13 protein-coding genes are annotated in these 12,292 nt (G+C 67.1%); 6 read left to right on the top strand and 7 right to left on the bottom strand.

Features of this window, described 5'->3' with window-relative positions:
• Nucleotides 1–24: 24 nt before the first annotated feature.
• Together AC1DC5_RS15225 and AC1DC5_RS15220 are read right to left on the bottom strand one after the other, a co-directional pair.
• Nucleotides 25–1,092, bottom strand: coding sequence for an ABC transporter ATP-binding protein (locus AC1DC5_RS15225; protein WP_476865714.1), 1,068 nt, complete (start codon nt 1,090–1,092; stop codon nt 25–27).
• Nucleotides 1,093–1,184: 92 nt separating this feature from the next.
• Entirely contained in the window at nt 1,185–2,267 is a 1,083-nt protein-coding gene (locus AC1DC5_RS15220) for an extracellular solute-binding protein (protein WP_476865744.1), read from the bottom strand.
• 277 nt (nt 2,268–2,544) lie between these two features.
• Here AC1DC5_RS15220 and AC1DC5_RS15215 point away from each other — a divergent pair, with 277 nt between their 5' ends.
• Nucleotides 2,545–2,937, top strand: coding sequence for a nuclear transport factor 2 family protein (locus AC1DC5_RS15215; RefSeq protein ID WP_441405243.1), 393 nt, complete (start codon nt 2,545–2,547; stop codon nt 2,935–2,937).
• Nucleotides 2,938–2,992: 55 nt separating this feature from the next.
• Here the strand turns inward: AC1DC5_RS15215 and AC1DC5_RS15210 are convergent, their stop codons facing one another.
• The 4 genes from AC1DC5_RS15210 to purB form a co-directional block, all read right to left on the bottom strand.
• Nucleotides 2,993–3,427 (bottom strand): acyl-CoA thioesterase, encoded by a 435-nt coding sequence (locus AC1DC5_RS15210; protein ID WP_441405242.1) that lies wholly within the window; start codon nt 3,425–3,427, stop codon nt 2,993–2,995.
• Nucleotides 3,428–3,543: 116 nt separating this feature from the next.
• Nucleotides 3,544–4,047: a GNAT family N-acetyltransferase gene (locus tag AC1DC5_RS15205; RefSeq protein WP_441405241.1), complete on the bottom strand. Its 504-nt coding sequence runs from the start codon at nt 4,045–4,047 to the stop codon at nt 3,544–3,546.
• A 94-nt stretch (nt 4,048–4,141) separates the two neighbouring features.
• Nucleotides 4,142–4,828 (bottom strand): histidine phosphatase family protein, encoded by a 687-nt coding sequence (locus AC1DC5_RS15200; protein WP_476865713.1) that lies wholly within the window; start codon nt 4,826–4,828, stop codon nt 4,142–4,144.
• The gene (gene purB / locus AC1DC5_RS15195) at nt 4,825–6,267 is read right to left on the bottom strand and encodes an adenylosuccinate lyase (protein WP_476865712.1); all 1,443 of its coding nucleotides are present in this window, start codon (nt 6,265–6,267) and stop codon (nt 4,825–4,827) included. Before purB ends, AC1DC5_RS15200 begins: the two co-directional genes overlap by 4 nt.
• A 162-nt stretch (nt 6,268–6,429) precedes the next feature.
• On the opposite strand from purB, the gene AC1DC5_RS15190 reads away from it, so the two are divergent.
• Together AC1DC5_RS15190 and AC1DC5_RS15185 are read left to right on the top strand one after the other, a co-directional pair.
• Entirely contained in the window at nt 6,430–6,813 is a 384-nt protein-coding gene (locus tag AC1DC5_RS15190; protein ID WP_476865711.1) for a hypothetical protein, read from the top strand.
• A gap of 83 nt (nt 6,814–6,896) precedes the next feature.
• Nucleotides 6,897–8,243 (top strand): hypothetical protein, encoded by a 1,347-nt coding sequence (locus AC1DC5_RS15185; RefSeq protein ID WP_476865710.1) that lies wholly within the window; start codon nt 6,897–6,899, stop codon nt 8,241–8,243.
• 40 nt (nt 8,244–8,283) lie between these two features.
• Here the strand turns inward: AC1DC5_RS15185 and AC1DC5_RS15180 are convergent, their stop codons facing one another.
• Nucleotides 8,284–8,670: a phage holin family protein gene (locus tag AC1DC5_RS15180; protein ID WP_441405237.1), complete on the bottom strand. Its 387-nt coding sequence runs from the start codon at nt 8,668–8,670 to the stop codon at nt 8,284–8,286.
• Between the two features lie 97 nt (nt 8,671–8,767).
• Between AC1DC5_RS15180 and AC1DC5_RS15175 the strand changes: the two genes are divergently transcribed.
• From AC1DC5_RS15175 to AC1DC5_RS15165, 3 genes are all read left to right on the top strand, one after another.
• Nucleotides 8,768–9,886: a histidinol-phosphate transaminase gene (locus tag AC1DC5_RS15175; protein WP_476865709.1), complete on the top strand. Its 1,119-nt coding sequence runs from the start codon at nt 8,768–8,770 to the stop codon at nt 9,884–9,886.
• Between the two features lie 147 nt (nt 9,887–10,033).
• A complete protein-coding gene (gene pdhA, locus AC1DC5_RS15170) occupies nt 10,034–11,281 on the top strand; it encodes a pyruvate dehydrogenase (acetyl-transferring) E1 component subunit alpha (RefSeq protein ID WP_476865708.1) in 1,248 nt (415 codons plus the stop codon).
• A complete protein-coding gene (locus tag AC1DC5_RS15165; protein WP_476865707.1) occupies nt 11,281–12,261 on the top strand; it encodes an alpha-ketoacid dehydrogenase subunit beta in 981 nt (326 codons plus the stop codon). The genes pdhA and AC1DC5_RS15165 overlap by 1 nt, the downstream gene beginning before the upstream one ends.
• Nucleotides 12,262–12,292 lie beyond the last annotated feature (31 nt).

The raw sequence follows: 12,292 nt of genomic DNA, 5'->3' as shown, positions 1-12,292 counted from the left end.
GGCCGTTCGTGCCGCCCGCTGTGCTCACAGGCTGGTCACTTCCTGCAGCCGGCTCCCGAGGGCGGCCCCTGTGCCCGGGTGGTATTGGAGGACGTGGGCGGGCTGGACGTAAACCGCGGCGGTGCTGCCGGTGGCGGGGTGGGTCCCGCCGTCTTCCTTGACCAGCAGCCGGATATCGGCGCCGTGGCAACGAACGACGTACCGGCTGTGCAGGCCGTGGTAAGTCTTCGAGACCACGGTTCCCTGCACCGGGACAGCTGTGCCGTTGCCCACGGCGGGGTCGAGTGATGCCTTTTCCACGCGCAGGTAGGAGTTGGCCGCGGGATCGAGGGCGTGAGTTGATTGCCGGTTCAGCTCCGCGACGAACTCGGGGGTGAGCCGGGAGTTGTCCCCGATGAAATTGCAGACGAATTCGGTGGCCGATTCATCGTAGATGCTCTGTGGAGTGCCTATTTGCTCCACTACCCCCTTGTTGAAAACGGCCACCCGGTCGCTCATGGCAAGAGCCTCGTCCTGGTCATGGGTGACGTAGACCGTGGTGATGCCGAATTCGCTCTGGAGGTCCTTGAGCTGCTGCCGGAGCTGGTGGCGCAGTTTGGCGTCCAGATTGGAGAGCGGCTCGTCGAGCAACAGGATCTTGGGCTGCAGCACAAGCGCCCGGGCGACGGCGACGCGCTGTTGCTGCCCGCCGGACAGCTCGGCCACGTTCTTGCGCAGCTGTTCTTCGGACAGGTCGACCCGCCGGGCGATATCGCGGACGAGACGGTCGCTCTCGGCCGGCTTCTCCTTGCGGACGCGGAGACCGAAGGCGATGTTCTCCCACACGCTCATGCTGGGGAACAGCGCATAGTTCTGGAACACCATGCCGACCTGGCGCTTGTCGCTCGGCAGCCGGGTGACCGCCTTCCCGTCGACGAATACCTCGCCGGCGGACGGCTCGATGAACCCCGCCAGCGTTCGCAGGGCGGTTGTCTTTCCGCAGCCTGAGGGTCCCAGCAGCGTGAAGAATTCCCCCGGCTCCACCTGGAGATCAAGGTTGGGAATGGCGGTGAAGTCGCCGAAGGTGACTTTGATGTTCTCGAAACGGATCATGGCAGCCTGTCTTGTGCTGAGCGGCGAAGCGGAGTTGTCAATGAAGAGAGGCGCGGGGGGCGGCCGGCTGGCCGGCCGCCCCCCGCCCGAGGTCAGCTCATGTATTCCAGTTCGATCTTTTCAACCCACTTGCCCATGTTTTCCTGCACGAAGTTCCAGTCGATGTCCTGCTGCTTGAGCGTGTTGAAGAACTCGACGACCTCCGGCTTGGCCTGCGCGACCGCTGCCTTGTTGACCGGCATCGAGTTGAACTGCTGCGCAAATTCGCCCTGGGTCTTGGCGCTGCCGAACCAGTCGATGAACTTGAGGGCCTCGTCCTGCTTGTCCGTCCCCTTGACCAGGGCCACCTGCTCGATGGCCAGCGGTACGCCGACGGACGGCATGACGGTCTCGACGTTGACCTTGAACGTCTTTTCGCGTTCGGTGATGATCGATGACGGCATCTGGCCCATGTCCGTCTCTCCCGAGGAGATGCGGGCGAAGAGGTCGGTCTTGGCGACTGCCGGGGTGCCGTTCTTGAAGTAGCCTTCGATCTGCTTCCAGCCCTCGTCCGAGACGCCCAGATCGCCGCCGTCGTCCTTGTATCGGGTCAGAATGCTGGCGAAGACCAGCTGTGCGGTGGCGGTGCCCACGCCGGTGACGCGCTCGTAGCGGGACTTGAACTTGTCCTGGGCCCACAGGTCGGTCCAGTCCTTGGGGGCCTCGTCCTTGCTGAACTTTTCGGAGTTGTAGCCGAGGAGGATGGCCTGCTGCACCAGCGGCCAGTAAGCCTTGCTGTCCGACTTGTCGCCCTTGGCGGTGTCGACGTCCCCGGACCACGACGGCGTGTACGGCGCGATCGCGCCGGCGGCCTTGATCTGCTCGAAGTACATGTTGTTCAAGCCGAAGGCTACGTCCGCGATCGGGTTGTTCTTCTCGGCAATCAGTTTGTTGGTGGCGTCCGCGCCGCCGGCGCCGACGACTTCGATCTTGAAGCCGGCTTCCGCCGCCTTCTTCGTCAGCCACTCGCCCCGGCCTTCACCGTTGGAGTTGGTGTAGACGATCAGCGTCTCGCCGGACGGCGGTCCCGAGGGGGCGACGGCGGCCGGCCCGGTAGCGGCTCCGGACGGGGCGGGGGCCGCGGCGCCCGCTCCACAACCGGAAAGAAGGGCGACGGCGACGGCGCCGGCAACCATGGTTTTCAATCTGCGCACGAGTGAGACTCATTTCTGAACGGGGCCAGATGGCATTTGTCCGGCCAGCCTATAGCGGACGCCACCCAAATCGAGGGGTTATGACTATCAAATCGATAAAATAGCTGTCCTTGCCTGTCGAGTCTGGTGTGTCCGGGTAAACGTTGTGCGCCCCGGGTCCAAACACGCTGTGAACATCCGGGCCATCGACAGGCCCACGAGCCGGGAATAGCCTTAAGCCGTCCAAAAAAACCCGACGAGGAAGACGGAGGTGCCCGAAATGGGAACCGCAGAGAATGCAGAACTGGTCCGGCGGGGGTACGAGGCCTTTAACGCGGGGGATATGGCGACCCTCAGCGAGCTGTTCGCGGAGGACGCAGTGTGGCACGTGGCCGGAAGCGGCGTGCTGTCGGGGACGAAAACGGGCCGTGACGCCATCTTGGCGTACTTCGGCGAACTGGGAGCGCGCACCCAGGGCAACTTCCGGGCCAATGTCGAGGAAATCGTCGCCGGGGAAAACCACACGGTCGCGATCCAGCAGACCCAGGCCGAGAACAACGGCAAAACCCTCGACATGGGAACCGTCATCACGTTCGTGGTCCGCGACGGGAAGATCGCCGAGGGCCGGGAGTTCTTCGAAGACTCGGCGAAGGCTGACGATTTCTGGGTCTAATCCCGCGGGCCGCGTTCAGGGCACCGGAGCGGTATCGGAGCGCCCGGCTTCCTGCCTAGTCCTCTTCGAGCGTCTCGGTGAGGTGGTGCGTCGGGATCCGGTCCCGGTCATAGGTGATCTCGGTGTACCCGTGCGGCGTGGGCTTGCCGTGCGGGTCGAGGTTCACAAAGACAATCTCCTCGATGGTGAGGATGCTTTGGCGCGTGATCATGTTCCGGACCTCGGCGCGCATGGTCAGTGACGTCCGCCCGAAGCGGGTGGCGGTCAGCCCCATCTCGATCAGATCGCCCTGGACTGCCGAGCTCACGAAGTTGATTTCGGAAATGTACTTGGTGACGGCCCGGCCGTTGCCGAGCTGCAGGATCGCGTAGATCGCGGCTTCCTCGTCGATCCACTTCAGGAGGCTTCCGCCGAACAGGGTGCCGTTCGCGTTGAGGTCTTCGGGCCGCACCCACTTGCGGGTGCGGAAGGTGATGTCGGCCGGTTCCATAGTGCGAGGTTAGCCGACGGCGGCCCGGCGGGCCCTGTGTGACGGGACCCTGCGGTACCTGGCGGCGGCTGTCCCACAGACCATGGGGCGCTGCCGCCGTCGAACGCTGACGCCGCTCAGGCCATGGCGGTGTGCGCTGCGCTGTGCGAGTCGATGGCCTTCGCGTAGCAGTAGGAGTGCTCCACCCCGATGTACGGCCCGAAGTTTGGCACCGTGACAAAGCCCGAGTTCTCGTAGAACTGCCGCCCGTCGGTCTGCACCGAGCCGGCCTCCGCGGTGATGGACGTGATGCCGAGCGAGTGGGCATGCGCCTCCAGGGCCGCGAGGATGGAGCTGGCCACGCCCGAGCCGCGGGTGTACGGGAGCACATAAAGCCGTTTGATCTCGGCCGTGTGCTTGTCCAAGATGCGCAGGCCGCCGCAGCCCACGGGCTGCCCGGACGCCTTGTCGTGGGCGACGAGGAACACTGCCGTGTCAGCCTCCGACGGCGGCGGGCCGGGTTCGTGGTCGTTCGTGCCAAAGCGGGCATCGAGTTCGGCCTGCTGGGCGGCGCGGAGGTCCGCGCCCACCGGGTTGGCCCAGGTGACCTGCCGGATGTTGAGCCGCGGATTCGTCTGCATGGCTGCCTCGCTTTGCCGAAGGGTTATGCAGATTAAGGCTAGGCAGCGCCGGTTTCGGCCGTGTTTCCTGCGCGTTAGGATTCGGAGAATTCGGCTACAGCGTGCGGCCGGTGGGGTCCTCCGCCGTCGGATCCACCAGCGCCAGGCCGCCCACTGGGCTGTCGTCCCAGTGGATGAGCCGCCAGCCGGCGTCGGGATCCCCTTCCAGCGCGACAATCCCGGTATTGGCGAGGACATGGCGGGCGGCGAAGCCCGCCTCCATGTCGCGGACCCGAAGGCCCGCCCAGACGCGGATCGCGGCGCCGTGGCTGACCACGGCCACCGTTCCGCCTGTGCCGGACGCCGCGCCTGTGCCGGGCGCTGCTGCGGCCGCGATCCGGGCGATCGAGGCATCGTAGCGCTCGAAGAACTCGTGCCCGCTGGGACCGCCGGGCATCCTGCGATCCAGTTCCCCGTCCGCCCACCCGAACACCGTTCCCAGGTAGCGCAGGTGCGATGCCTTGTCGGTGAGCTTCTCCAGGGACCCTGCTTCGATTTCGTGCAGACCATCCAGCACCTCGATTTCCAGGCCCCGGACGCTCGAGAGCGGCGCGGCCGTGATCTGCGTGCGGATCAGCGTGGAGGCATAAAGGGAGTCGATCTGCTCATTCGCCAGCGACCGCGCCAGGGCGGCGGCCTGCCGCTCGCCGAGCTCGGTCAGCCCGGGCCCCGGGTGGGCGGTGTCCAGCTGGCCCAGGACGTTTCCGGGCGTCTGGCCGTGGCGGATGAGCAGGAGCCTCATGCGAGGTGGTCCACCAGCTTGTCCGCGATGCCGGTGTATTTGCCGGGGGTGAGCGCCAGCAGCCGGGCTTCGGCGTCCGCGGACAGGCCCAGGCTCTGGACAAACTCCTGCATCCTGGCGGCGTCAACGCGCTGCCCGCGGGTCAGGTCCTTCAGCCGCTCGTACGGGTTTTCCATGCCTTCGACGCCGGCGATGGCCTCCGCGCGCATGACCATCTGGATGGCCTCGCCCAGGACTTCCCAGTTGGTGTCGAGGTCCGCGGCCAGCACGTCCTCCGCAACCTTGAGCCGGTCCAGTCCCTTGGCGACGTTGGAGATGGCGAGCAGCGAGTGGCCGAACGCGACGCCGATGTTGCGCTGCGAGGAGGAGTCGGTGAGGTCGCGCTGCCAGCGGGAGGTGACCAGGGTGGAGCCCAGGACGTCCAGCAGGCCGGACGAGATCTCCAGGTTGGCCTCGGCGTTTTCGAAGCGGATCGGGTTCACCTTGTGCGGCATGGTGGAGGAGCCGGTGGCGCCCGCGACCGGGATCTGCACGAAGTAGCCGATCGAGATGTAGCTCCAGATGTCGGTGCAGACGTTGTGCAGGATCCGGTTAAACCGCGCAACGTCGGCGTACAGTTCCGCCTGCCAGTCGTGGCTTTCGATCTGCGTGGTCAGCGGGTTCCAGCTCAGGCCCAGGCCTTCAACGAAGCCCTGGGCGACCTGCTCCCAGTCGGCGCCGGGGACGGAAGCCACATGCGCGGCGTAGGTGCCGGTGGCACCGTTGATCTTGCCGAGGTATTCGGTGCGGGCGATGCGGTCCAGCTGGCGGGTCAGGCGGTGCGCGATGACGGCCAGTTCCTTGCCGAGCGTGGTGGGGGTGGCCGGCTGGCCGTGCGTGCGGGAGAGCATCGGCACAGCCCGGTTGGCCTCCGCCATCGCGCTGATCTGCGCGACGAGCTTGCGGGCGGCGGGGAGCCAGACATCCTCCACGGCGCCCTTGACGCCCAGGGCGTAGGAGAGGTTGTTGATGTCCTCGGACGTGCAGCCGAAGTGCACCAGTGCGGTCAGGTGTTCGATGCCGATGCCCGGCAGGCGGCGGCCGATGTAGTACTCGACGGCTTTGACGTCGTGCACGGTGACGGCTTCGATGTCGGCCAGTTCGGCGACCGAGCCGGCGTCGAACTCGGTGACGATGGCGCGGAGTTTGTCCTGCTGCTCCGCGGTCAGCGGTCCGGCGCCGGGCAGCACATTGTTGCTGGTGAGGTGGATGAGCCATTCGACCTCGACGGCGACCCGGTCGCGGTTGAGGGCGGCCTCCGAGAGGTAGTCGACCAGCGGCGCGACGGCGGACTGGTACCGGCCGTCCAGCGGGCCGAGCGCGATCTGTTCTGCGGACGCGGCGAGGGCCAGGCGTCCGGACGGCGTGCGGGTGTCAGCTGTGGCGGCAGTTTCAGGCATGTCCCGATTCTTTCACGAAGTCCCGCCGGGCCTTAAGTGCGCTGATCCATGTGACTTCGGGACGGGTTTGTACCCCGTTCGCCAAGCGGTGCCCTGCCGGGTTGTCCACATGGGGTAGCGGGGTACTTCAGCCTGCGCGGCAGGGGCCCTAGCGTCGCTGGTATGACCACCGGAGTAGCTAGTATCAGCGCCGCCGCAAGAAGCTCGACCGGCAGCGCCGGCACGGGCAGTACCGGCACAGGCAGTGGCGGAACGGCCGGGGCCGTATTGGCATCCGACGCCGCGGCGTGCGCATCGCGGAGCTACGAGGTCCAGCAGTTGGCTGCCCGTGTGGCCGCCTGTGCGGACCACGCCGACGCCGTGTTGGCCCGGCTGGCCAGCGTGGAAATGGGGAACTGGCAGTCCCCGGCGGGCCGGGCTTACCGGACTGCCCTGTCCCTGCAAGCCGCATCCCTGCGCCGCAGCCGGACGGCCCTGCAGGAGGCTGTCACCCTGGTCCTCCGGCATGCCCAGAACGTGGTGCAGTTCCCGGGCCGGCCGGGCTGATGGCGGAAGCCACGCCGGCGGGCTCCGGTGCTGCGCCCGTTCCAGTCCCGGCCGTGGACGGGATGTTGCGGATCCGGGGTGGAGTGGGCGGACTCAGTTTCCAGTTCGAGGAACTGCTCGCCGGGGCATCGGCCCTGGACGGGATCGTGCAGGAGTTGACGGCCGTGGACGAGGAGGCGGAAGCCGTGCGCCGTGCCCTGTTTGCGTACCAGTACGACTCGTACACCAGCGGCAGCACTGCGATTATCGCCGTCGGGGAGGCGGCCCGGGACGTCCGTCGCGTCCGGATGGAGCTCGAGGGCCTGGTCAGCGCAGTCCGGGCGAGCCACCGGGAGTACGAGTTCGCGGAAGCGCGGAACGCGCTGGTTCTGCGGATCGGCCGGACCGGACCTGCGTACGGGCCGCTGTGGGGGCTTTTCGGCCTGCCTCCGGTGACGCTGCGCGACACAGTCGAGGACGAGGTAGGGCTGGCGCCGGCAAGGCTGGCGCTGTTGCTCGGGCTGCCTCCCGGCCAGACCGCGGCAGGAGGGCCCGACGGCGGCGTGAGGGGCGCGGTCCGCGGGCTGGCGGACGCTCCCGGTCTGGAGTTCCTGCGCCCCCGGCCGGTCCGGATCATCGGCAAGGAAAGCTGGAGCGAGGAGGCCGACGTCTCACCGGCCGGGCTGCTGCTGCGTGCCGAAGCCGTCGGCCGGAACAGCGGGGATATCGAGGTCCTCGGGCTGGGGGAGCCCGGCAGCCGCGCCTGGGTGGTGGTTATCCCGGGAACGCAGCTGGACGGATTGCCGCAGGGCACCAACCCCTTCGACGCCGGCGGCATCGCAGAGGGCCTCGGCTACGACTCGGCCGAGACCGCCGCGGCCGTCCGCCGGGCGCTGGCGGAAGCCGGCGCCGAGGCGGGGGACCAGGTGGCCGCCGTCGGATACAGCCAGGGCGGCATCCATGCCATGAACCTGGGCCGGGACAAGGCGTTCCTGGCCGACTACAACCTGAAGTTCGTGCTGACCGCGGGGTCCCCGGTGGGCGGAATCGAGCCGGCGGGCGGCATCGGCAGCCTGCACCTGGAGCATGAAGCGGACTGGGTGCCCGGGGCGGACGGACTGCCCAACCCGGACACAAAGGACCGCGTGACTGTCACTCTGACCAATCCGATCCCCGGACCGGAATGGCTGGGGCCGGGCCTGGGTCCCGGCCACGCCATGGGCCGGTACGCAGACGGCGCCCGGGACATCGTGGCAAGCCGGGATCCATCCCTGGAGGCGTCGACCGCCGCGCTCGCTGCCGTGGTCGGGGCGGGCGGCGCGGCCACCGTGACGCGGTTTTCCCTGCGGCGTGAAGCGATGCCGCCGGGGCGGGGAGGGCCCGAAGCACCGGGCCCACGGCGGAGTCCGGGCTTGACGCCCGCGGACCGCACGCAGAAGCCTGTGGCGTAGCCCGGGCTGGTCCTGTTTCTGTGCCTGGCGTTCGAGGGGCCTAGCGATCGACCGCGGGAAGAAAGCTCGCCACGAGAGACACGGCGCTGATAATGAGGGCCGCCAGCACCGCGGTCCAGAAGAAACTGTCAATCGTGAAATGCACGGTGGTGTAGCTGCTGATCCAGGACGTCAGGTAGAGCATGCCGGCGTTGATGACCACCGTGAAGAGGCCCAGGGTAAGGATGGTGATCGGCAGCGACAACAGGCTGACGATGGGTTTGACGAAGGCATTGACGAGGCCGAAGATCAGGCCGATGAACAAGTAGCCCAGGATGATGCTCATGGTGCCATTGCCCGCAGTGGTTATATCCAGGCCGGTGAGGATCCAGCACGCGATTGCCAGGGCCAGCCCGTTGATGATGACGCGAACGATGAATGAGCGCATGGGGCAATGCTGTCATATCCCCACCGGCAGCGGCAGGGACCATGTCCCCCTATTCCGGCCGACTACGGCGGGGCGGTCCCGAAGTAGGCTGGTTGGCATGACTTCATCAGAGAACACGGCCGGGGGCATCCGGCCCCGCCCGGTGGTAGACCTTCTTCCCCGCTACGCGGCCGGCAAGCCGCCCGTCCCCGTCGAGGGCCTGGCCAGCTACAAGCTTTCCTCCAACGAAAACCCGCTCCCCCCGATCCCTGCAGTGCAGCAGGCCATCGCGGCGCAGACCGACTTCAACCGCTACCCGGATCCGCTGAGCAGCAGGCTGCGCGGAAAGCTGGCCGAGTTCCTGGACGTCCCCGCCGAGGACATCGTCACGGGCGCCGGAAGCCTCGGGGCACTCAACCAGCTGTTGACCACCTTTGCCGGGCAGAACGACGACGGCAAGCCCGACGAGGTCATCTACGCGTGGCGCTCCTTCGAGGCATACCCGATCTGCGTCGGGCTGGCCGGCGCCGAGAGCGTCCGGATCCCGCTGACCGGCGACGGCCGCCACGACCTCGACGCCATGGCCGAAGCCGTGACCGCGCGCACCCGGATGATCCTGCTGTGCACCCCCAACAACCCCACCGGTCCGATCCTCACCACCGAGGAAACTGAGGCCTTCATCAAGCGGGTCCCCTCCGACGTTGTGGTGGTCATCGACGAGGCGTACCAGGAGTTCGTCCGCGACGAGCACGCCGTCGACGGCATCGAAATGTACCGGAAGTACCCCAACGTTGTTGTCCTGCGGACCTTCTCGAAGGCCCACGGCCTTGCCGGGCTGCGGGTCGGCTACAGCGTTTCCCAGCCCGACCTCACGCAGCACCTGCGCGTCGCAGCCACGCCCTTCGCCGTTTCCCAGATCGCCGAAACCGCGGCCGTGACGTCGCTGGAGCACTTCGGCGAGGTTGTAGAAAGGGTACAAAGCCTCGTGGACGAACGGGACCGTGTCACCGCCGGACTGCGGGACCTGGGCTGGTTCGTGCCCGAGGCCCAGGGCAACTTCGTGTGGCTCAACCTCGGCGCCGACAGCGCGGAATTCGCCGCCCTTGCAGGGGAGCGGGCCCTGTCCGTGCGCGCCTTCGCCAACGAGGGGGTACGGGTCAGCATCGGCGAAGCCGAAGCCAACACCCGCTTCCTGGAACTCTGTGCGATCTATACAAAAGCGCCGCGGCGTTCCTAGCGCTTAACATGACGGCCGCGGCCGCCCCGCTGCGGCTAAAGTAGGGACGAGTAAGCCAAAATATATGCCGGACCGGGAATGTATTACCGGTCCGGCATATATCCCAGCGATTGCGGCGCATTCGGATGCGGCAAGCAAGGAGACGGTATGGGCGCCACACATCTGCCCTCTACCGAGTTCGACGGAACCGACATAGAGGACCAGCGCGAGGCGGAAGCCGAAGCCCGCATGGGCGATCCCGCCGAGCCGATGGTGCAGCTCCTTGCTCCCGACGGCACGCTCGGCTCCGATCCCGTTTTCTCGGAATACGCCGAGCGGCTCGACCCGGCAAAACTGCGCGGTTTCTACGCCGACATGGCGAAAATCCGCCGCTTCGACGTGGAGGCAACCGCCCTGCAGCGGCAGGGCCAGCTGGCCTTGTGGGTTCCGCTTACCGGGCAGGAAGCCGCCCAGATCGGCTCCGGCCGTGCCAGCCAGCCGCAGGACTATATCTTTCCGACCTACCGCGAGCACGGCGTTGCGCTGACCCGCAACGTGGACCTGGCCGAGCTGCTGCGCCAGTTCCGCGGGGTCTCCAACGGCGGCTGGAACCCCAAGGACACCAACTTCCACCTCTACACCCTGGTCCTCGCCGCCCAGACCCCGCATGCCGTGGGGTACGCCATGGGCATCCAACGCGACCAGAAGTTCGCCGCGTCCGCCGCACTCGCCGACGGAACAGCCGGCCAGACGGCGGAGCCCAAGGCTGCCGTGATGGTCTACTTCGGCGACGGGGCCAGCTCCGAAGGCGACGTCCATGAGTCCATGGTGTTCGCCTCCTCCTACAAGGCCCCCGTGGTGTTCTTCTGCCAGAACAACCACTGGGCGATCTCCGTCCCCAGTTCCGTGCAGACGCGCATCCCGCTCGCCAACCGCGCCAAGGGATACGGTTTCCCCGGAATCCGGGTGGACGGCAACGACGTGATCGCCGTCCACGCCGTCACCGAGTGGGCGCTGGAACGTGCCCGCCAGGGCGAGGGACCCGTGCTGATCGAGGCCTTCACCTACCGCGTCGGCGCGCACACCACGGCCGACGATCCCACCAAGTACCGGGAATCCGCCGAGGAAGGCCGCTGGCGGGCCAAGGATCCGCTGGAGCGCCTCGAGAAGTACCTCCGCGCCGAAGGTCTCGCCGACGACGCCTTCTTCGAACAGGTCAGGGCCGACGGCGACGAACTCGCCGCCTATGTCCGCAAGACCACCCACGATCTGGAGACTCCGGACATCCGGACGGCCTTCGCCAACACCTACGTTGAGGCCCACCCGCTCGTGGCCGAGGAGCTGGCCTGGTTCGAGGAGTACAGCGCAGGATTCGCCGACGAGACGGAACCTGCCGACACGGAGGCGGCCAACTGATGACCACCATGACCATTGCAAAGGCCATCAACGAAGGCCTGCGCGCAACGCTGACCAACAACCCCCGTGCCCTGCTGATGGGCGAGGACATCGGACCCCTGGGCGGGGTCTACCGGGTCACCGACGGCCTCATCGCCGAGTTCGGCGCCGACCGCGTCGTTGATACCCCGCTGGCGGAGTCCGGCATCATCGGCACCGCGATCGGATTGTCGCTGCGCGGCTACCTCCCCGTCTGCGAGATCCAGTTCGACGGCTTCGTGTTCCCGGGCTTCAACCAGATCACCACCCAGCTGGCCAAAATGCACTCCCGCAGCAACGGCAACCTGACCGTGCCGGTGGTCATCCGGATCCCGTACGGCGGCGGAATCGGTTCGATCGAACACCACTCGGAGTCCCCGGAAGCGCTGTTCGCGCACACCGCCGGCCTGCGCATCATCACCCCGTCCAACCCGCACGACGCCTACTGGATGATCCAGCAGGCCGTCAACTGCCAGGACCCCGTGATCGTCTTCGAGCCGAAACGCCGCTACTGGCTGAAGGGCGAGGTGGACACGGAAGCCCCCGGACACTCCGCGGACCCGTTCAAGGCGCACGTGCTCCGCGAAGGCACCGACGCCACTGTGGTGGTCTACGGCCCGCTGGTACCGGTGGCCCTGGCCGCGGCCAACGCCGCTGCCGAGGACGGCCACAGCGTCGAGGTGATCGACCTGCGTTCCATCTCGCCGATCGACTTCGACACCGTCACCGAATCCGTCAAAAAGACGGGCCGGCTGATTGTGGCCCACGAGGCCCCGACCTTCGGCGGAATCGGCGGCGAAATCGCTGCCCGGATCAGCGAGCGTGCCTTCCACTCACTCGAGGCGCCCGTCATCCGCGTCGGCGGCTTCCACATGCCCTACCCGGTGGCGAAGGTGGAGGAAGACTACCTCCCGGACATCGACCGCCTCCTTGAGGCACTGGACCGTGCTTTTTCCTACTGACCGGCCCTTTACTGCTGACGCCCCCGTAATG

It is taken from the genome of Arthrobacter sp. 10L424, from assembly GCF_056395325.1.
Note: the sequence above shows the minus strand (reverse complement) of the source record. Positions and strands in the feature narration are given on the sequence as shown.

Excerpts from the sequence above, each read along its gene's own strand:
- AC1DC5_RS15225 (WP_476865714.1), bottom strand. The coding sequence starts at position 1,092 with ATGATCCGTTTCGAGAACATCAAAGTCACCTTCGGCGACTTCACCGCC.
- AC1DC5_RS15220 (WP_476865744.1), bottom strand. The coding sequence starts at position 2,267 with ATGGTTGCCGGCGCCGTCGCCGTCGCCCTTCTTTCCGGTTGTGGAGCG.
- AC1DC5_RS15215 (WP_441405243.1), top strand. The coding sequence starts at position 2,545 with ATGGGAACCGCAGAGAATGCAGAACTGGTCCGGCGGGGGTACGAGGCC.
- AC1DC5_RS15210 (WP_441405242.1), bottom strand. The coding sequence starts at position 3,427 with ATGGAACCGGCCGACATCACCTTCCGCACCCGCAAGTGGGTGCGGCCC.
- AC1DC5_RS15205 (WP_441405241.1), bottom strand. The coding sequence starts at position 4,047 with ATGCAGACGAATCCGCGGCTCAACATCCGGCAGGTCACCTGGGCCAAC.
- AC1DC5_RS15200 (WP_476865713.1), bottom strand. The coding sequence starts at position 4,828 with ATGAGGCTCCTGCTCATCCGCCACGGCCAGACGCCCGGAAACGTCCTG.
- purB (WP_476865712.1), bottom strand. The coding sequence starts at position 6,267 with ATGCCTGAAACTGCCGCCACAGCTGACACCCGCACGCCGTCCGGACGC.
- AC1DC5_RS15190 (WP_476865711.1), top strand. The coding sequence starts at position 6,430 with ATGACCACCGGAGTAGCTAGTATCAGCGCCGCCGCAAGAAGCTCGACC.
- AC1DC5_RS15180 (WP_441405237.1), bottom strand. The coding sequence starts at position 8,670 with ATGCGCTCATTCATCGTTCGCGTCATCATCAACGGGCTGGCCCTGGCA.
- AC1DC5_RS15175 (WP_476865709.1), top strand. The coding sequence starts at position 8,768 with ATGACTTCATCAGAGAACACGGCCGGGGGCATCCGGCCCCGCCCGGTG.
- pdhA (WP_476865708.1), top strand. The coding sequence starts at position 10,034 with ATGGGCGCCACACATCTGCCCTCTACCGAGTTCGACGGAACCGACATA.
- AC1DC5_RS15165 (WP_476865707.1), top strand. The coding sequence starts at position 11,281 with ATGACCACCATGACCATTGCAAAGGCCATCAACGAAGGCCTGCGCGCA.